Source organism: Streptomyces sp. NBC_01304 (genome assembly GCF_035975855.1).
GTDB lineage: Bacteria > Actinomycetota > Actinomycetes > Streptomycetales > Streptomycetaceae > Streptomyces.
Map to the genome: position 1 here is coordinate 9570291 of NZ_CP109055.1, position 19026 is coordinate 9589316.

Below are 19026 nucleotides of genomic sequence, written 5' to 3' on the forward strand. Positions count from 1 at the left end.
TCAAGGACATTACTGACGAGCGTCGTGCTATCGAGGCAGATCCGAGGTGCCGCAGACGGACTGTCCCTGCTGTACAGCACGCAAGTAGCGGCCGAGTGCCATGAGTGGGAAGACTTGGCGGTAGAGGTGGTAGCTGAGCGACATGTCCCCAGGGAAACTGGTCCCTGTGAAGTGAGGCTCGTCCCATGTGCCGTCCTCGCGCTGGGCCAGGGTGATCCACCCAATACCCCGCTCAACAGCCTCGCTCTCCCGCTCGTCGGCCGCCAGGAGGGCGAGCAGCGCCCAGGCGGTCTGGGAGGCAGTGGAGGTGCCCCGTCCGACCCAATCTTCGTCGAGGTAGGAGCGCGGGTCCTCGCCCCAGCCCCCGTCGTCGTTCTGCACGGACCTCAGCCAGGTGACGGCGCGGCGGATCGCGGGATGTGCTGCGGGCAACCCCGCAGCGATCAGCGCGGGTACCACCGCCCCGGTTCCGTATACGTGATTGACGCCCCAGCGGCCGAACCAGGCGCCGGAAGGCTCCTGTTCGGTGAGAAGCCATTCGATGCCGCGCTGGGTGCGCGGGTCAGCTGATCTTCCCTCGTTGGCGAGCATTTCCACTACGTGCGCGGTGACATCGGCGGACGGCGGGTCGGTGACCTCGGCGAAATCACAGAACGGTAGCTTGCCGGGCAATGAGCTGTTGTTGTCGACGTCGAAGGCGCCCCACGCGCCATTCCCAGACTGCATGCCGAGGCTCCAGCGCACGCCGCGCCTGATGGCCGCGCTAACACGCACCGGGTCTGGGTGCTGGACGCGGCGCAATGCGAGGATGACCTCCGCGGTGTCATCCAGGTCGGGATTGTTGTTGTTGTGGAACTCGAATGCCCAGCCGCCCGGATCGAGACCGGGCCTGCGTACGGCCCAGTCGCCGCGCCGCAGGATTTGTTTCCCCAGCATCCAGTCGGTGGCCTTGACGAGTGCCGGATGATCGGGATTGACTCCCGCGTCGGCGAGCGCGCAGACCGCGAGGCTGGTGTCCCATACCGGTGATTGAGCGATTTCGATCATGCGGGCGCCGTCCTCGCGCCAGACCGCGAAAGTGTCCAGCGATGCCAAACCCGCGCGCATGACCGGGTGTTCCAGTTGGTAACCGAGCACACGGAGGGCGATCAATGAATACGTGGCCTGCGGCTGGATACCACCCCAGCAGCCATCGCTCTCTAGCCGTTCGATGATCCAGAGTGCCGCCCTGCTCATGGCGGCCTTGCGCAGTCGGCGTGGTGCCACCTTGTGATACGCGTGTAGAGCCTTGTCGAGGCGTTGGAAGAAGCCGTCCCAACTGTTCACGGGAGCAAGCCGTCTGGAAGGATTGGGTAGACGCGGGTCAGTATGTAGCTCGTTAAGGGAGAAGGGCGCGGGTCGTACGGGGCGCTTGGCGGAAACAATCGTGAGAGGCACGATAATCTGCCTGGCCCAGCAGGCGAAGTGGTAGATGTCGAGCGGGAACCACTTGGGCAGGAAAATCACCTCAGGCGGCAGCTCCGGCAGGTCGTCCCACTTCCACCAGCCGAACAATGCGAGCCAGATCCGGGTAAACACCCGGCTCGCGGCGATGCCGCCGTGCGCGCGGATCCACGCGGCTGCTCCAGCCATGTGCGGATCGTCGGGCGCGTCTCCGGCGAGCCGTAGTGCGACGTACGCCTCGATGGTAGTGGAGAGCTCACCCGGTCCGCCGTGGAAGGTGGCCCAGGTCGCGTCCTCGCGTTGCTGGCCACGGATGTAGCGAGCGGCGGCGTGGGTGGTCTTCTTGTCCTGGATGTCAAGGAACTGACGCAGCAGCAGGTCTTCTGCGTCGCTCGTCACATTGCACTCGAGGTCACCCTTCCACCAGCCCTGAGCATCCTGGCGGGACAGAAGGTGCTGGATGGCCAGTGCGGCTGCTCGCTCGGCGGATGGGCGCCGGGTCGACGGGGGAGCGGATGCGTTTTCCACGGTCACGAGGAGAACCTCCCCGAGAGCGAGATTCAGTAACTGATAGTGGTTGCGGACCACTGCAATGGCGTACTGAGCCGTTCCAGGCCCGGCGGCAATGCGCCTGGACCTCCGCCCACGACCTGCGCAAGATGGACGCCCGTCACGCCAAGGAATCTCGACGGCTCCAGGAGAGCATCGACCGGCGGATAGGAGCCCCGGCTGGACCGGATGCCCAGCAGCGGGTGCGCTCCACCAGGGCCACTGGCGGCGTGAGACCCAGGACAAGTAAAGAGACGCATGGGCCGACGCAAACCAGGTGAAAACGACCTCTAAACCAACGGTTGATTGCCTGGGAAGCGAATCGGCTGGGAGATCTCAAAGCCAGCGCCTCGATCGACGCTACGAGAGGGAGAGTGGCCGCCGGTTGGTGAATGTCCGACGGCCACCACATCCGCCAGGGAAGGCGGCACGCGAGGCGGGTGAGGACCTTAGTGCAGCTTGAGCATGACTCACTAGACCCTGCGTGAGCCGTACGCCACCCCGAGGGGGCCCATGACGTCGCCCTACTGGAGTGGTGAGGCGGGGCACGCTCTGCTCGCGATCACGACCAAGTATCACCACGGGGTGCGCCAGGGAGTGCCGTTTTCCGGCCGGATCCTCGTTCTATGCCACTCCCGTAGGCCACTTAACGTGCGCACATCGTAACTCTGTGCGAACACTGAATGCGTGGTCGGTACGTACCACGCCCTCAGCTGCACAGACGCAGGAGAAATCACCATGCACGCAATGCTCAAGAAGGTCGCCGGAGCCGTACCGGCCGCTGCCCTGCTCGTCGCCCTGGCCCCGGCCTCCGCCCAGGCCGTCACGACCGCCGCCCCGGACCCGACGGTCGGCGCCGGCGTGACCTGCCACGGCGGCGCGGCGCGGATCAGCATCAAGCCGGGCCTCACCTTCGGCGACAAGGCGCAGACCTGGACCGGCGCGGGCACGACCTCGGGCTGCAACTCGAGCGACTCCAAGCTGTCGGTGTCCTCGGCCAACGCGTCCTTCACGGGCACCGGCAAGGGATCCTGCCTCCCCGCGCTCGGCATCCCGAACGCCGAGATGACCGGCGCGATCCGCTGGACGATGGCCGGCGTCGACCTGGACAACCAGGTCAGCAAGGTCCGCGGCACGGCCAAGCTGGCGCTGTCCGGTGCCACCTTCGAAGGCGTCGTCACGGACGGCCCGTTCAAGGGCAACAAGGTCAACGCCACGGCCAACTGGGACTTCGAGACCAACATCGTCCAGGCCGTCGCGGGCTGCTTCACCGGCGGCTACACCGACGCGACCGGCACCTGGGACACCCTGACGGTCGACGTGGCCTGATCCACCCCCAGCACCCCCAAAGGCTTGGCGCCGACCGTCACGGTCGGTGCCAAGCCTTTGCGCTTCCCCAACTCGCGCATTCCATACGGGACTTGACCGGACCGAGCGGGTAACTGGCGTTCACCCCTTTGGGCTTCGAGGGGTCGCGGGGAGTCCGTCGCGGTGTTCCGATGATCGCGCATCACTACGTTCTGCAACTCAGTACGTACGTAGCGTGACTAATCGGATACGTGTGGCAGACCCTGTCGCGTTTCTGGAGGAGGTACATGGTGGATATCGGACACTGTCGCGAGCGCCGGGGGAGGTCGCGACCTCCCCGGCTCACTGCGGCACTCGGACTGGTCACGGCCATGACCATGGGTCTGTCCCTCGTCACGGCGCAGTCCGCCACGGCGGAAGTGATCGCCAACGAGCCCTTCACCGGTCCCACGGTCGACCAGACCAAGTGGTACGGCGGGCCCTACAAGGAGGGCGACCCCACCGGTTGGGCCTGTCTGACGGCGTCGACCGCCACTCCCAAGCCGCTCGAGGGCTGCCAGGAGAAGGTCGGCGACAAGCCGGGGCAGGGCGCACTGCGGCTGACGTCGAACAAGAAGCTGCAAAACGGCTACGCCATCTCGAAGAACCCGATCACGACCCGGAGCGGCACGAAGTTCAGCATCGACTTCGGCATCTACGACCCGATGGAGCCCGGGGACCCGGCCGACGGCATCGCGCTGATGCTGCTCGACGGCGCTGCCGAAATGCCGACGAAGTCCGGCAAGAACGGCTCGGGTCTCGGCTACGTCGGCATCGAGGGCGGCTATCTCGGTATCGGCCTCGACGTCTACGGCAACTTCACGGACTCCCACAACGACGCGGGTGCCGTGGGTGGCCTGTCGGAACGTACGGGCAACTCGATCACGATCCGTGGCGCGTCCAGCGTGAAGAACCCGATGGTCGCGACGTACAAGTCGGGCCGAAAGCTGGCCGCTCCGGGCGCCACCAACCGCGCCGAGGCGCGGCGTACCGCCATCGTGGAGCTGTCCAGCGAGGGCGTCGTCACGGTCCACATCGACTTCCACGACGGCACTGAGCCGCGCGAGGTCATCGAGCCCGTCGACCTCGACGAGATCAAGGGCCAGCCGAAGGTCCCCGACACCCTCCGGATCGGTGTCGCGGCCTCGACCGGCGACTCCACCGCGGTCCACGAGCTGTGGAACGGCAAGGTCGAGACGATCGAGCCGAACCTCGTCACGAAGGTCGTGCCCACGGGCCCGGTCAAGGCGGGCGAGCCGGCCGAGTTCGAGATGACCACCAGCAACGCCAAGGCCGCCGGTCCCACGCACGGCGACATCGTCACCACCCAGACCTTCCCCGAGGGCATCAAGCCGGTCTCCGCCTCCGGCGACGGCTGGGACTGCTCCGTGGCGGGCCAGACGGTCACCTGCAAGCGACCCGGCTCCGGCCCCGACGCCCTCAAGCCGGGCGACGCCAAGCCGCCGGTCCTGGTGAAGACCGAGGTCGCCAAGGACGCCAAGGGCGACAAGGAGATCACCTCCGGGGCGACCACCCCGGGCGAGTCCGACCCGAAGCCGGAGACCAGCCCGGTCAGCGTCACCCCGGTCAAGGGCCCGGACCTGACGGTCACCACCAAGCCCAAGGGCGACGTGACCGCCGGTGAGCCCGCCGAGTACCAGATCGACGTGGCCAACAAGCCGGAGGCCGGACCGACCGACGGCGAGGTGAAGGTCGTCCGCACCTTCCCCGAGGGCATCAAGCCCACCGAGGCGGCCGGCGAAGGCTGGGACTGCAAGATCGACGGCCAGACCGTCACCTGCACCCGCCCCGGCACCGGCGACGACGTACTGGACCCGGGCAAGAACTACCCGCCGATCAACGTCAAGACCGACGTCGACGACGACGCGTCCGGCGACCTGGACGGCACCACCCAGGTGACCACGCCCAGCGCGCCCAACACCACCCCGGTCAAGGACACCACCAAGGTCAACCCGGCCGCCAAGGACCCGAACCTGTCCGTGGTCACCGAGCCGGTCGGTGACGTGGTCGCCGGCAAGCCCGCCAAGTGGGCCATCGGCGTGGGCAACGCGCCCGACGCGGGCCCGACCACCGGCGAGGTGAAGGTCGTCCGCACCTTCCCCGAGGGCGTCAAGCCCGTGGCCGCCAACGGTGACGGCTGGGACTGCAAGATCGACGGCCAGACCGTCACCTGCACCCGCCCCGGCACCGGCGACGACGCGCTGCAGCCCGGCAAGAACTACCCGCCGATCAACGTCGACACCGAGGTCGACAAGGGCGCCAAGGGCGACCTGACCGGCACCACCGAGGCCGGCACGCCGGGCCAGGACACCAAGCCGCCGGTCAAGGACACCGTCTCGGTGATCCCGGCCTCGGCCAAGGAGCCCGACCTGTCCGTGGTGACCAAGCCGGTCGGCGATGTGGTCGCGGGCAAGCCCGCCGAGTTCAACATCGACGTCAGCAACGCGCCCGACGCGGGCCCGACGCACGACTCGGTCAAGGTCGTCCGTACCTTCCCCGAGGGTGTCGTGCCGAAGGTCGCCCAGGGCGCCGGCTGGGACTGCAAGATCGACGGCCAGACCGTCACCTGCACCCGCCCCGGCACCGGTGACGACGCGCTGCAGCCCGGCAAGCAGTACCCGCCCATCAAGGTGACCACCGCGGTCGGCAACGACGTGTCGGGCACGGTCGAAGGCACCACGGGCGTGGGCACCAAGGGCGACCCGGACGGCGACAAGACCGTCAAGGACTCCGTCGACGTCAAGGCCGGCGGCGACGGCACCGCGGGCGCCGGGGTGAGCTGCTACGGCGGCATGGCCCGGATCAGCATGAAGCCGGGTCTCGGCATCGGTGACAAGACGCAGTCCTTCACCGGCGCGGGCACCAGCTCCGGCTGTACGTCCAGCGACTCCAAGCTGGCGCCGGCCTCGGTCCAGGTCTCGTTCAACGGCATCGGCAAGGGGTCCTGTGTCCCCGCGCTCGGTATCCCGAACGCGACGATGACCGGCGTCATGCGCTGGTACGTCAACGGCAAGATCCTCACCTCCAAGGTCGAGGGCACCTCGAAGCTCACGCTGTCCGGCGCGAACTTCGAGGGTGTCGTGACCGACGGCGCGTACAAGGGCAACAAGGTGCACGCCACGGCCGACTGGGACATCGCCGCGAACATCATCCCGGGCGCCGCGCACTGCCTCCTCGGCGGTTACACGGACGCCACCGGCACCTGGAACAGCGTGACGGTGGACGTGGGCTGACCCTGAGTCCGCACACCGCGGACACCTCGTGAAAGCACCGCCGGGACCTCTTCCTGAGGCCCGGCGGTGCCACGTCACGGGCGGCCCCGCGGCGGCCGGAGCAGCATGTGGCTCCACGCGGGACCTCCTGCATATGGGTGTGGTGCTACATGTGCGCCTTCAGCACTACACCCACGCCACCGACGTGTGATGAGGCGTGAAACTGCGCTGGGCCCAAGCAGTACCAGCACCGCGCCCCCGCTTCGCCGATCCTGCCTCTTTGCCAGTACCACATTCGTGCCGCAACCTCCGGCAGTGCAGTTCTGTTCACCGGATTCTCCAGAATTGGAGTGCTGCGCTGCCTGAGCAGGGCGACTGTGTCACGGCAGACCCTGTCTTGACGGCGGTCGCGCATTGACGGCTCTTGCCGTTGATAAGGGTGGTGGACGAGCAATGCTCAGGACTTGTGGATCGGCTCCTCTGGAGGACGCACGAAGGGCGTACCTTCCCGAGTGAGTGATCGTCAAGTCACCGAGTAGGCCCGCGCTGCGAACCCGGGTCGGGAAGGCACGCCCGTGCTCAGCGTAGTCAACGAAGACGGCACCACCGAGGCCGGTTCCCTGATTGACGAGATCGTCCGGGAGGGCGCGAGGCGGATGCTAGCCGCCGCACTGGAGGCGGAAGTTGACCAGTGCATAGCCGAGCTCGCCGGGCAGCGGGACGAGGCCGGTCGCCGACTGATGGTCCGTAACGGCCGGCACCGTCCCCGAACGGTGACCACAGCCGCTGGGCCCGTCGAGGTCGCCGCCCCGCGTGTGAACGACAAGCGCGTCGACGAGGCCACCGGTGAGCGCAAGCGGTTCTCCTCGAAGATCCTCCCGCCGTGGTGCCGGAAGTCCCCGAAGATCAGCGAGGTCCTGCCGCTGCTCTACCTCCACGGCCTGTCCTCCGGCGACTTCGTGCCCGCAATGGAACAGTTCCTGGGTTCTTCGGCCGGCCTGTCGCCAGCCACCGTGACGCGGCTGACGAAGCAGTGGACCGCTGACCACGCCGAGTTCCAGCGCCGTGACCTGGCCGAATCCGACTACGTCTACGTCTGGGCCGACGGCGTCCACCCCAAGATTCGCCTGTCCGAGACGCACTCCTGCCTCCTGGTCCTGATGGGCGTCCGCGTCGACGGCACCAAGGAACTGATCGCGATCGCCGAGGGGTTGCGCGAGTCCACCGAGTCCTGGGCCGACCTGCTGCGGGACTCCCGCCGACGCGGCATGCGCGACCCGATGCTCATGGTCGGTGACGGCGCGATGGGCCTGTGGCGGGCACTGGCGGAGGTGTTTCCGCAGGCCAGGCACCAGAGGTGTTGGGTTCACAGGACCCGCAATGTCATGAACGCGTTGCCGAGGTCCGCGCAGCCCGGCGCGAAGAAGGCTCTCCAGGAGATCTACAACGCTGAGGACCGCACGCACGCGGACAAGGCGGTCAAGGCGTTCGACAAGGCGTACGGGGCGAAGTTGCCCAAAGCCGTCAAGAAGATCACCGGCGAGGTCGACGAACTGCTGGCGTTCTACGACTTCCCCGCGGAGCATTGGGTCCATCTACGCACGACAAATCCGATTGAATCGACTTTCAGCACGGTCAAGCTTCGAACCAAGGTCACCCGCGGGGCCGGCAGCCCGGCCGCTGCCCTCGCGATGGTCTTCAAGCTCGTCGAGTCCGGCCAGGCCCGATGGCGCGCGGTCAACGCGCCTCACCTGGTCTACCTGGTCCGTGTCGGAGCCCGCTTCGAGAAGGGAGTCCTCGTCGAGCGCGAGGAAGTCTCAGCAGCCTGAGCTACGTCATGATCAGAGGACTTGACACCTGCACGTGCATGGCTGGCCTCATACGGATGGTCGACCGCGCCCGAGCAGTCCGCTCACCTCGCCGGCGAGGGCGACCGAGGCATCGATCTCGACTTTGCGGATCGAGACGCTCTCTACGAGGAAGCCGAACGGCATGCCGAGCCTGCGGCAGAAGGCGACCAGGTCACGGGCGTTGGCCAAGCAGTGCTCGTACGACTCGGCCAGGGTGTCGTCGGCATGGAGCAGCGAGTTCTCAATCCAGCGTGGCACGTCGACTCCGAGCCATTTGAGGAACGTCAGCGTCTTCACCGAGCCGCATACCGAGAGCGTGAACACGACGGGCCTGGGTGCGAGCCGCCGCTCGCGGCAGGCGTAGTAGTAGTCGGAGACCATGCTCTTCACCGCGTCAGCGTTGTAGACGACCTGCGAGATGAAGTACGCGCATCCCGCCTCCTGCTTGGCGAGCAGCCGCAGATGCTCGTCGGGCCGCTCGGTGATGGCGACGCCGCCGAGCAGCAGCTCCGGGCGGACGTCGCGGCGCAGGGCCTGCGCCTCGGACAGGCGGGTCCGCACCGTCTTGTCTTTCGAGGCCGCACCGACGAAGACGCTGAGCACTCGGTCCGTGTCGGCCATCTGCAGCCAAGTCCGCAGCTCCGCCTCGGGGTACTTGCCGACGCACCGGTAGATAACCGCAGGGCGGTTCCACTCGCCGAGGTATTCCGCGTGGTAGGTGGCGGGGTCCATGGTCGGCAGGTACGGAAACGGCCGCTCCGCGGGATTGCGGTCGCTCTCGTCGTCGATGTCGTAGAGCGCCAGACCGTCCAGGTCGAGGAAGTCCAACCGTGCCAACGTGGCCGCGGTGATCTCCCGTATCCGCTCGGGAGCGGTGCTCAGACGCGGCGGCGTGATGCCGAACAGCAGGATGCCGCTCTCGGCGTCGGCGTTGGTCACCAGCGTCCGGAGAGCCGTGCTGTCTCTGTGGTCGATCATGTCGCGGAAGCTACCAGCTCATTCACCAGGCAGCAGGCGAACGCCGCTCTGTGAGACCGGATTCGACCGCTCTTGCCCGAGGGAACCAAAACAAGGCTCCGATGGAACGACCGCGTTGATCAGATCCACAGGATTTGACAATAACTCGTGGTGGGACTGACCGTCGCTGGTGGTGCCCAGGCGCCACTGGCGGTCAGCCCCACGGCCGCAGGGCATCTGCAGGAGTCCGGTACCAGGCCTGGCGGAGGCGTTCGGGACGGCCAGGCACTGCCGAGAGGCGCTGTTGACCAACTGCTGAGTGCCGCCTGATGCTGCGGTCAAACTCCACTGCTGGGTAGCGGTGGTCCTGCACGGGGCAAGAGTGACGGCGCCACGCGGAGCGCCGGCCGTTAGGCACTGCCCAGTGGCTGCGTTGGCCAACTGCTGGCCCTGGCTGTACACGGCGATGCGGGACCAGTCTGTAGGGGCCTTGGGCAGTTTGAGTGCGGCAATGCCCTGCCGAGTTCCCGAATCGGGACGAAGCCCCCAGGCTGTGAAGTACCCGGTGAGGTCACGACCCGCCGCCTTGCTCGCCTGAACCATGAAAAGGCGCTTACGGGCGGCGTTACTACCTGCCGCCTGCGGGGTAGTCGGCCGAGACACGGCGTGCAGACGGTGGTAGAACGCATCACCGAACAGCAGGCGCAGCTGTTCCAGCATGGTGAACCGGCCGAAGTGGTATTCGCTGCCTTGCATCTCGTCGCCGCCCGCGTCGTCCCAGTCGCGCTGAGTGTAGGGGAGAGACAGATAGGCGAGCGCGTTCTGCCACTCCTCTGGGGTCGCGTGCTCGTTTTGAGTTCCGGGCAGCCGGCGGTCCGCTGCGAGGGCATAGATATTGACGGTGAGCTCTTGCATCGCGTCCCAGCTCCACTTGGCCATCTGCCGCTGGTGGCCCATCTCGTGCCACATACCCCAGGATGTATTGAGGCCCTTCGCGGTCAGCAAGGCCTCGCTGCTCCAGTTGGTCGGCCAGGCAACCCGGTGGTCACCGGCGTTGGCGCTGCCGTTCGCCCGGTACTCCACGATCTGCTGTCGCAACGGACTGGAGGGGACGGCGCCCGCCGCGTTGTTGCCCACGCCGCCGATCGCATCCTCTGCCTCACTGAGTGCGTCGTAGGTCTTGAGCAGTTCGTCCTGGCTGGCCCCGACATGTTTGAGGGCGGTCTTCCGGGTCACGGTCAGGAAGACCCGGCCGCTCTCCAACTGGGCGTACGGGCTCGCGCTGGCCGCCAGCATGGCGCGCCACTGCTCGTTGGTGGTCTCACCGAGCACGTAGTACGGAATGGGATGGGCGGCCTCGCCCAAGGTCACCGTCACCGGGTGTCGGTGAGCCGAGGGCCTGTCGTCGGCGTACCCGAGGTTGATGGGGCCGCCAGCGTAGTCACTGATGATGTTCGTACCGGACTCGAGGTCGTATGTCCTTGGGGCTGGAAGGTCCTTCCCTGTGCGGGTGTCGATGAGACCAGGGTTACCAACGACCACTTGAGGAGCAGGGGTGCCGTCAGCGTAAGGCGCCACGTCGATCCTCAAGTCCTGGTTGGGATTGAGATAAAAGCCGGTCGGTCGGTAGTCGGGCCACTCCTGATCGCGGCCAAGCCGATTGCGCTCGGCCTCGGACGAGGGCAGCGGCTGCCAGGTCCGGGCCGGCTCTGTGGGAAGGACGTCTCATCCGGGGCCGCGTAGGCGGCCGCTTGTTCGATCTTCCACCGCTTGGCCAGATGAGCACTGTCAGAGACCTCGCCGTTGACGTACGAAGTCATGTTCATACCGAACGTGATCTGCGGTTCCGTGTAGTCCTTGCTGACCTGGAAAGTGGGCAACGCATAGTCGTACGGTCCCTTGCCGGGCTTCACCCCTGCATGCTCGCAGCGCAGCAGGCCTGGCTCCGGCTCGGAGCAGGGACCGGCGCTGGTGGCGAGCAGGGACAGGCCCTCGGGCATCCATCCCTCAGCGACGATCCGATCTGCGGTCGCAGGACCATCGTTGAAGAAGTTGTACGCCACGGTGAGCTTCTGGCCCGGCAGCGCGAAGCCCGAACCCACGTAGTCCTTGTTCTCTTCGAGACGGACCTTCGCCGGGTCCGTGTCAAGCCGGGCTGGAGCTGCGGCCGTGGCCAGCAGAGCGGTCAGCCCGCACAGCAGCGTGACCGCCTGTCGCTGCCTTCGATTACGGATGAGGGTGTGCATTGCCGCATCGTGAACGCCCGCCGAGCATGGCGGCCACTCGCCACGCAGAAGCGAGAGCAGTGCAGGCATGTGGATCAGCTGTCCAGCGCACACCAACCATTGGGTGTAGCTTGAGTGCATAGGGCACACCCCGGATAGAGCGCATGGTGGCTTCCACCTTGTGCCAGGGCGCGCATCAGAGCAGAAAACTATGACCAGGCGCATAATGTGACCCATTCCCGATGCCGGGCGCCCGGGCCCCGCTCTTTCATTCCTCGGAATTCGCCACGTCCGTAACCAGGTCGACCCGGTTCAACTTCCGCACCGCTGCGAGGACGTGAGTCGAGTCGGCCCGAATCCGTCGGTGCCGATTGACTAGGTCGTTTCTGATGGCTCTTGCTGGGTGGGTGGATCAGCGTTGGGGCTGGGCATGCGTGTCGTATGGTGCGACGCCATGAATTGACTGATGCGCAGTGGCGAGTGGTTGAGCCGTTGCTGCCGGTGAACGGCAGCCCTGGTGGGCAGTGGGCGAATCACCGCAGGGTGGTCAACGGAGTGCTGTACCGGGCCCGCACTGGGGTGCCGTGGCCCGATCTGCCCGAGCGATACGGGCCCTGGCAGACCGTGTATGAGCGGCATCGCCGCTGGTCGGCGGACGGAACCTGGCAGCGGATCCTGGCCGAGCTGCAGATCGAGGCCGATGCGTCCGGCCCGGATGGGGCGCTGGCCCGCTCCGCGCAGAAGGGCGCTGAGTGGGCGGTGAACATCGACTCCACCTCGTGCCGGGCGCATCAGCATGCGGCGGGGGCCCGGCATCAGCCGCCGCGTGACTTCCCGCAAAAGGGGCGGAGCGCGTGTGGAGGCAGATGGGCGTGAGGCGTTGGGGCGCTCGCGGGGCGGACTGACCTGCAAGGTCCATCTGCTGGCCGACGACCGGGCCCGCCCGCTGGTCTGGCAGACCTCGCCCGGCCAGCGGGGCGACAACCCCATGCTCGTCCCCGTGCTGGAGAGCCTGCGCATCAGGCGGAGCGGGCCGGGCCGCCCCCGCATCCGCCCAGACCGCCTGCGCGGTGACAAGGCGTACTCCAGCCGCGACACCCGCGCCTACCTGCGGCGTCGGCACATCAAGGCGACCATCGCCCAGCCCCGTGACCAGCGCGAGCGTCGCCGCCGGCAAGGCCGGGCGGGCGGCCGTCCCCCAGCCTTCGACAAGGACCAGTACCGCCACCGCAGCGCCGTCGAGCGATGCGTGAGCAAGTGGAAGCAGTTCCGTGCGGTCGCCAGCAGGTACGACAAACGCGACTACATCTTCAACGGCACCCTGACCGTCGCCGCCATCGCCATCTGGCTACACGACACCGTCCAAGAGCCATCAGAAACGGCCTAGGCCGGCCGCCACCAGGTGGTCCACCATCACGGCCAACAGCCGATCCGCCCGGTCACCTTGGGCCATCCGAGCACGGAACTCACTGAGCACCAAGAAGTCGAAGCCGGGGTCGTCGAGATCCATCCCGAGGCAATAGTTCCAGTCAGGACGGCAGCGAACGGCCTCGGCTGCTTGCCGATCGGTCAAGTTCTCCGCGTACTGCAGACCGAGACCATCGCCAATCGGACTGGTGAGAGCCCTTTGCGTCCGTCGGCCGGGAACCAGTCGGCGAAGTCCTCGTCTGTGAACAGCTCGTCCAGTCGGTCGCGCACCCACATAGAGCACCATGCGGAGATCAACGGTGCAGAACCGGCAGGCTTCACCTCCCCGAGTGAGCATCGCCAACATCATCCGGAATCGCGACCAGAACCAATTTCGTGATCGCTCACACGAACGATCGGCCCCAGCTTGCGGTATGGGCTGCGTCTATCTGCATGAACGCCTTCCGGCTCAGACAACCGGCCTGTTCGAGGTCGGCCACGATGCGCTGGGCAGTGCGTTCGGTGATCCGGCAGGCGGCTGCGACCTCCCGCAGCCGCGCGGTCGGCACCTGGGCGATGGTCAGCAGCACCTGGGCGTGGTTGGTCAGGAAGAACCATCGCGAATCCTGGTGATCCATGCTGGTCGATGCTTTCCCCCTGGTGCTGATGACTCACTGTGGTGCCGGGCCGCATGAGCATCATGCCGAAAACATCTGCTGTTGAGTACCACACAGCGACCAGACGACACACACCCGGCGACGGCCTGTCCGTCTGTCAACGCCAAGTTCTGGAACGGAGGGACTGCCTGCCCCGGTGGGGCGGTCAGACTCTGGTCAGGGCGGCGATGGCGGTGTCCTGCCGGTCTGCCCAGGATTCCAAGGCGGTGCGGCAGGTGTAGTCGAGGTGGCGCAGTTGTGAGAGGTCGAATTCGATGGGCCGGCGCCTTCATCTCGTTGTCGGCCTGCCAGGTGCCGAGGATCTGACGGGCTCGCTCGGCGACGTCGTGTTCGGGCTCCGGCCGGGTCAGGGTGGGGGTCACAACTTCCTCCAGGTGAGCGGTCGTTCACCATGACCACCACGCTCGGCGATGCCGCCTCCGAGCTCGGCGGCGGGCATGCCCGTCACCTCGCCGTCCGCTACCTCACCGGCGACGTGAAGGGGTGGGGGTCCCAGTAGTCCTCGCCGAAAAAACTACGCTAAGAACTGAGCCCCAGGTCAGGCCGTGGGCTCCAGAGTGGCTGTGGCTGTCTGCTCGTCGTGTTCGCGCAGCATCCGCATGACGGTGGCCGGGGCGGGGTGCCGGCCACGTTTCTTTCCGGTGCGGATGACAAGGCGGGAGGCGATCTCGCGTAGCGAGAGATGTTCCTCGTCGCGCAGCCGGAGCGCGGTGGCGAGCATGTCCTCGTCGGTGACCTTCGTACCGCCGATGGCCTTGCCGTTGGTGCGGGCGGTCTCCTGGCCTTCGAGGGTCTTGTCGCGGATGTAGGCCCAGTTCTCGTATAGCTGCCGCCAAGTGGCGAGTAACACTGAGTAGCTACACGGGGCTTCGGCCCCGCTGCTGAAGGGCGGCGAAGTCGTCGCGGGCCGACTCGATGGCTTCGGGGTATGCGCGGGCCTTCTCGTGTTCGGCGAGGGCCCCGGTAGATGCTGGCGACGGATGGGCTCTGCCCCTTGCGTTTGCCGGTGGGGATGATCAGGTCGGGCTGGATCTGCTCGACGGACTCGCCGAGCGCTTTGCGCCGCAGCACGGTGTGCAGCATGTCGTCGGTGATGACCGGGGGCCGGCCGCCGTACTTGCCCTTGCGGGCCGCGGTGTCGAGCCCTTCCAGCGTCGACTCGCGGATGGTCTCCCGCTCGGTCTCCGCCATCGCCGCGAAGAAGCCGAACAGGAGCTTGCCCGGCCCGGTGGGGTCGTAGATGCCGGGCAGCGGTCCGGCGAGCATCTCCAGCACCAGGCCGTGCTCGGTCAGATGGTCGGCCAGCGCGGTGAGCTCGGCCGCGTCCCGCCCCAGCCTCTTCATCTCGTACACCGTGAACAGGACCCGGCAGTGCGGCGCGTGGGCCTTGATCTCTCGGGCGGTCTTGAGGGCCTCCTCGAAGGCGGGGCGGACCTTGATACGGGTGCTGATCTTCTCGCTGAAGATCTTGTCTCGCTCGATGCCGTGCTTGGCGAGCGCGTCCAGCTGTGAGTCGAGTTCCTGCCCGAGCGTGGAGCAACGCGCGTAGCCGATGCGGATGTCCGCGCTCGGCAGGTCCGGGTCGACGGCCGCGGGCACCGGAGCCCCGGGCCGCCAGGGCTGGCCGGGCCCGCGGTCGGCCGGTGTCTGCACCCGCAGTTCCTTCGCGAGCTTCGGCACCTTGGTGAAGCGGCCGGTGTGGTAGGCGCTGGCGACCGCGTCGGAGCGCGAGCGGCACGGCGAGCCGGGAGCCGCCTTGCACTTGGGGCACGGATGGCGTTCGACTAAGGCTTGTCCCGTAACTGATCTTGGAGTCGCGAGGGGGCAAGGTCGGCTACTGTGCCGCCTGTTCGTCTATCCGCCGAGGGTGAGGTTGTGTAGACGGGCGATGCCGAGCATCGCGTGATGAACGCCGTTGCCCTTGAGTCGGCAGTCACGCAGGATCTTCCAGCCCTTCATGCGGGCGAAGGTGTGCTCGACGCGGGCCCGGACCTGCTTGTGAGAGCGATTGTGTTCGTTCTTCCAGGCCGGGAGTTCTTCGCCCTTGCGGCGGCGGTGCGGGATGACCAGCCCGGTTCCTTGGTAGCCGCCGTCGGCGATGGTCGTAGTGTTGCCGACGGCGGCCTGGGCGCCGGACTCGGCCCATCCGCGGGCGTCGTGACGGTTGCCCGGCAGCGGCCGGCCGACCACCACGACCAGGCGGGTGTCGGCGTCGATGACCACCTGATGAGCCGTGGAGTAGCGATAGTTTTTCGATTGCTCGGCCACCGTGTGGTCGCGGGTGGGCACCAGGGTGCCGTCCACGATCAGCACGGTGTCCTTGCGGAACCGCTGGCGCGGCCGTATCGCCAGGAGCGGGCCGAGGTGGGCGATGATGCGGTCTGCCGACGATTTCGAAACGCCGAACAGCGGTGCAAGTTGCCTCAGCGTCAGGTTCGTTCGCCAGTACGCGGTAAGCAGGAGTACCCGGTCGGCCAGGGGAAGTCCCCAGGGCCGGCCCGTGCGAGCGTCGTCGACGCCTTCACGCCGGAGCGCGCTCACCAGCTTGCCGAAGGAGCGCGGACTCAACCCACTGAAGGGGCCTATCCAGGACGGTTCCGCTGCGGTGATCACGTGAGACACGCGGCGAGGATCTCACCACGTGCCAGTGGCGCATGTCAGTCCTGCGAGTCGGTCTCCCCGAGCAGGGCCCGCAAGCGCCTCACCTCGGCGATCAGGCGGGGTACGTCGTGGCGTGCCCCCGCGATGAAGTCGAGATCCGCATCCAACTGACGATCAGGGCCGAGCACTTGCCGAGCGCCCACGATCCGGCGGACATAGATCTCATCATCTTGCTCTGCAAGGTCAGGATCGACCTGGATGAAGCTCTCGCCACCTGTCGCTCCGCGCGTCTCCAGCCAGGGAACCCAAGGTCCCGGCGACGCGGCATCAGCCCGCTCGGTCATCGCATCAAGGTCAGCTTCGGAGAGTGGTTCGTCCATGGACATGTCCAGATCATTCATCCCGAGCAACCCGCAGTCCATAGAACAGAACTGACACCTCAGCAGTCGCTTGCGTTACGGGACAAGCCTTAGATCGGCTTCCGACCCGGGGGGCGAGGAAGGTTCTTGAGGGTCCGTCATGAGTCCGGATTTTCGCACAACTCAAGTCGCAGAACTGCCCTCCCGGCACTTTTGAGCGACAACGGATTCTGCGACCCGATCCGGTTCTGAGTGACCTCCGGACTCTCCTTTTTGATCTTGCTCGGGCAAAGGAACGTTTTCGAGAATCACTCGGTGTCGGGGGCGATGTCGCTCGGGTGTTTCCCCGTGAGCTCCCACTCCAGCATCCGCATCCGCTCGACCTGCCGACGCGCAACGGAGGCCATTCCGGGGTTGAACTCGCGGTCGGGGTCGATGTCCACGGCGTCGAAGTACGCGTCGATCCGGCTCACATCGCCCGTCGTGACGAACGATTCTGACACTCGGCTCGGATTACGACGGGGTCGGAATTCCAGCTGTCAGGGCTCCGTCCACTGCCATGGCGTGACCGGTGATGAAGGAGGCCGCGTCGGAGCAGAGCCATATCACTGACTCGGCGATTTCGGCCGGGGTGCCGAGTCGTTGCACAGGGTTCATCCTGCCCGCTGCGTCCTCGGTCAGCGCGCCTTCTCTGATGGCATGGTCGAGCATGGCGGTCCGAATCACACCGGGACACACGGCATTGATACGAATTCCACTGGTCGCGTACTCGAGCGCCGCGGATTTGGTGAGTCCTACGACCCCGTGCTTGGCCGCGACGTAGGCAGCCAAACCCACGGAGAATCCGGTAAGGCCGGCAGCTGACGAGATATTGACGATGGCTCCTGAGTCTTGTTGGAGCATCTGCCGCACTTCATGCTTCAGGCAGAGCCAGACGCCTTTGAGGTCCACGTTGATGACCTGCTCCCAGTTCGCTTCGGAGCACTCATGCAATGGGCCTGCCATCCCATCAATGCCAGCGTTGTTGACCGCGCAGTCGAGTCGGCCGAACCGCTGAACTGTGGCCGACACTGCCGCCTCGACATCGTGCGCGGAAGGTGACGTCCGCACAGGCGAAGAACGCCTCTCCACCCTTTCCCGTGAGGGAGGACACCAAGTCCTTCCCGGCCTTTTCGTCAATGTCGACGACAGTGACCTTTGCACACGCAGCGACAAATGCATCAGCCGTCGCAGCACCGATTCCCGACGCCGCGCCGGTGATTAAGGCAACCTTGCCTCGAAGATTTCCTGGATTCATCACAACCCTCTCCAATCGGGAGCATATAGTGCTGGGTCGAGCACACCATTTTCTTATAGTGCAACGACGACGATGGCGCCGCCCTGGCGCTGATCGCGCATTTCCCGGACATCAGCCAAGCCCGGATCAAGCATGGGCTCGCGTGCCGTCGGTGACAGCGCGGACGAACGCACCGATCTCCTCAATTGCTCGGCGCCCTTCGGCCACGACGTCGGCGAAGAGCTGGAAAACGTGCACCTGGTCCTGCCAGATCTGCAGCCGAACGCCGACACTCGCCCGGGCCAAACGCTCACTCATCAGCTCCGCGTCACTGCGCAGCACTTCGAGGGAGCCAACCTGGATGAGTGTCGGCGGTAGCGCCGCCAGGTCTGCCTCCAGGAGCCGCAGGAAGGGACTGTGGTCGGCGGACAGCAACCGGGCCACTTTCCACAGCAGTTGCACGGGCAGGTACGGGTCGCTGCTCGCATTGGGATGGTCCGCGCTGTACAGGCACTCCAGGTCGACCCACGGTGACATCACCGCGATACCGGCCGGGACGGGTAGGTCCTCGTGGGCTGCGGCAAGTGCCGTCGCGAAGGCCAGACAGCCGCCGGCCGAATCTCCAGCGAACACCACTTGGTCGGCGCCGAACCCGCGGTCCAGAAGCATCCGGTAGGCCTCCAGGCAGTCCTCCACCGACGTGCCGAGGCCGACCGCGGGCAGCTTGCGGTAGGCGACGGAGAGGACCGGCCCGTCGACGGCCACGGAGACACGGGCGACCAACTGACGGTATGTACGCAGCCCTCCGCAGAAGAAGCAGCCACCGTGAAAGTAGAGGATCACTCGGCCGGAGGCGTAAACGCGCGGACCCCGCACCAGCTCTGCTGCGAAGCGAGCGAAGGGGACCGATTGCGTCCGGGTACCCCGCGGGGGCCGCAGAGCGAGTCCGGCATAGTCGGACAGATGCGCGAAGCGCAGCATGCGTGGAGTGAGCCGGGTGCGGTTGAGCACCGGCCGTGCCGTGCGCCGCAACATTGGGCCGAGCATCCGGGCACCCCGGCCGGCACCTGGAATCATCTCCATATGAGGGTTCATGTGTCCT

Annotated in this window: 16 protein-coding genes and 3 pseudogenes; 4 read left to right on the forward strand and 15 right to left on the reverse strand. The window is 66.5% G+C overall.

Annotation, left to right across the window (positions count from 1 at the left end):
• Positions 1-27: 27 nt before the first annotated feature.
• Positions 28-1977, reverse strand: a complete 1950-nt coding sequence (gene shc / locus OG430_RS42660) for a squalene--hopene cyclase (protein ID WP_327359455.1) — start codon at positions 1975-1977, stop codon at positions 28-30.
• A gap of 753 nt (positions 1978-2730) precedes the next feature.
• On the opposite strand from shc, the gene OG430_RS42665 reads away from it, so the two are divergent.
• From OG430_RS42665 to OG430_RS42675, 3 genes are all read left to right on the forward strand, one after another.
• Positions 2731-3321: a hypothetical protein gene (locus OG430_RS42665; protein WP_327358039.1), complete on the forward strand. Its 591-nt coding sequence runs from the start codon at positions 2731-2733 to the stop codon at positions 3319-3321.
• Between the two features lie 350 nt (positions 3322-3671).
• On the forward strand, positions 3672-6593 hold the full coding sequence (locus OG430_RS42670) for a lectin-like domain-containing protein (RefSeq protein WP_327358040.1): 2922 nt from the start codon (positions 3672-3674) through the stop codon (positions 6591-6593).
• Positions 6594-7147: 554 nt separating this feature from the next.
• Positions 7148-8401, forward strand: coding sequence for an IS256 family transposase (locus OG430_RS42675; RefSeq protein ID WP_327358041.1), 1254 nt, complete (start codon positions 7148-7150; stop codon positions 8399-8401).
• A gap of 48 nt (positions 8402-8449) precedes the next feature.
• On the opposite strand, the gene OG430_RS42680 is transcribed toward OG430_RS42675, so the two are convergent.
• The 4 genes and pseudogenes from OG430_RS42680 to OG430_RS42690 form a co-directional block, all read right to left on the reverse strand.
• On the reverse strand, positions 8450-9400 hold the full coding sequence (locus OG430_RS42680; RefSeq protein WP_327358042.1) for a methylenetetrahydrofolate reductase: 951 nt from the start codon (positions 9398-9400) through the stop codon (positions 8450-8452).
• An 18-nt stretch (positions 9401-9418) separates the two neighbouring features.
• The gene (locus OG430_RS42685; RefSeq protein ID WP_327358043.1) at positions 9419-10756 is read right to left on the reverse strand and encodes a M60 family metallopeptidase; all 1338 of its coding nucleotides are present in this window, start codon (positions 10754-10756) and stop codon (positions 9419-9421) included.
• 48 nt (positions 10757-10804) lie between these two features.
• Positions 10805-11065: pseudogene (locus OG430_RS49635) on the reverse strand (M60 family peptidase N-terminal accessory domain-containing protein); the annotation flags it as partial.
• Entirely contained in the window at positions 10966-11625 is a 660-nt protein-coding gene (locus tag OG430_RS42690; RefSeq protein ID WP_327358044.1) for a hypothetical protein, read from the reverse strand. The pseudogene OG430_RS49635 and the gene OG430_RS42690, both read right to left, overlap by 100 nt.
• Before the next feature lie 420 nt (positions 11626-12045).
• On the opposite strand from OG430_RS42690, the gene OG430_RS42695 reads away from it, so the two are divergent.
• Positions 12046-12991, forward strand: a protein-coding gene (locus tag OG430_RS42695) for an IS5 family transposase (protein ID WP_442816658.1) whose coding sequence is annotated in 2 segments (ribosomal slippage) — positions 12046-12425 and positions 12424-12991 — 948 coding nt in all. Because the reading frame shifts where the segments join, the coding sequence is not laid out codon by codon here.
• A 3-nt stretch (positions 12992-12994) separates the two neighbouring features.
• On the opposite strand, the pseudogene OG430_RS42700 reads toward OG430_RS42695, so the two are convergent.
• The 10 genes and pseudogenes from OG430_RS42700 to OG430_RS42745 all read right to left on the reverse strand — a co-directional run.
• Positions 12995-13302: pseudogene (locus OG430_RS42700) on the reverse strand (transposase); the annotation flags it as partial.
• Between the two features lie 113 nt (positions 13303-13415).
• On the reverse strand, positions 13416-13649 hold the full coding sequence (locus OG430_RS42705) for a MarR family transcriptional regulator (RefSeq protein ID WP_327358045.1): 234 nt from the start codon (positions 13647-13649) through the stop codon (positions 13416-13418).
• A 577-nt stretch (positions 13650-14226) separates the two neighbouring features.
• Complete coding sequence (locus OG430_RS42710) at positions 14227-14538, reverse strand: hypothetical protein (protein WP_327359505.1); 312 nt, start codon at positions 14536-14538, stop codon at positions 14227-14229.
• Between the two features lie 323 nt (positions 14539-14861).
• Positions 14862-15413, reverse strand: a pseudogene (locus OG430_RS42715) (recombinase family protein); the annotation flags it as partial.
• A 129-nt stretch (positions 15414-15542) separates the two neighbouring features.
• Positions 15543-16310: a transposase gene (locus OG430_RS42720; protein ID WP_327358046.1), complete on the reverse strand. Its 768-nt coding sequence runs from the start codon at positions 16308-16310 to the stop codon at positions 15543-15545.
• A gap of 35 nt (positions 16311-16345) precedes the next feature.
• A complete protein-coding gene (locus OG430_RS42725) occupies positions 16346-16675 on the reverse strand; it encodes a hypothetical protein (protein WP_327358047.1) in 330 nt (109 codons plus the stop codon).
• 281 nt (positions 16676-16956) lie between these two features.
• Entirely contained in the window at positions 16957-17151 is a 195-nt protein-coding gene (locus tag OG430_RS42730) for a hypothetical protein (RefSeq protein ID WP_327358048.1), read from the reverse strand.
• Between the two features lie 10 nt (positions 17152-17161).
• Complete coding sequence (locus OG430_RS42735) at positions 17162-17719, reverse strand: SDR family oxidoreductase (RefSeq protein WP_327358049.1); 558 nt, start codon at positions 17717-17719, stop codon at positions 17162-17164.
• Positions 17658-17945: an SDR family NAD(P)-dependent oxidoreductase gene (locus tag OG430_RS42740; protein ID WP_327358050.1), complete on the reverse strand. Its 288-nt coding sequence runs from the start codon at positions 17943-17945 to the stop codon at positions 17658-17660. Before OG430_RS42740 ends, OG430_RS42735 begins: the two co-directional genes overlap by 62 nt.
• 126 nt (positions 17946-18071) lie before the next feature.
• Positions 18072-18935: an alpha/beta hydrolase gene (locus OG430_RS42745; RefSeq protein WP_327358051.1), complete on the reverse strand. Its 864-nt coding sequence runs from the start codon at positions 18933-18935 to the stop codon at positions 18072-18074.
• Between the last annotated feature and the right edge of the window lie 91 nt (positions 18936-19026).

Bases quoted from the DNA above. Each gene is read 5' to 3' on its own strand.
- OG430_RS42665 (WP_327358039.1), top strand. From the start codon at position 2,731: ATGCACGCAATGCTCAAGAAGGTCGCCGGAGCCGTACCGGCCGCTGCC.
- OG430_RS42670 (WP_327358040.1), top strand. From the start codon at position 3,672: ATGACCATGGGTCTGTCCCTCGTCACGGCGCAGTCCGCCACGGCGGAA.
- OG430_RS42680 (WP_327358042.1), bottom strand. From the start codon at position 9,400: ATGATCGACCACAGAGACAGCACGGCTCTCCGGACGCTGGTGACCAAC.
- OG430_RS42690 (WP_327358044.1), bottom strand. From the start codon at position 11,625: ATGCACACCCTCATCCGTAATCGAAGGCAGCGACAGGCGGTCACGCTG.
- OG430_RS42705 (WP_327358045.1), bottom strand. From the start codon at position 13,649: ATGGATCACCAGGATTCGCGATGGTTCTTCCTGACCAACCACGCCCAG.
- OG430_RS42725 (WP_327358047.1), bottom strand. From the start codon at position 16,675: ATGTCCATGGACGAACCACTCTCCGAAGCTGACCTTGATGCGATGACC.
- OG430_RS42740 (WP_327358050.1), bottom strand. From the start codon at position 17,945: ATGAATCCAGGAAATCTTCGAGGCAAGGTTGCCTTAATCACCGGCGCG.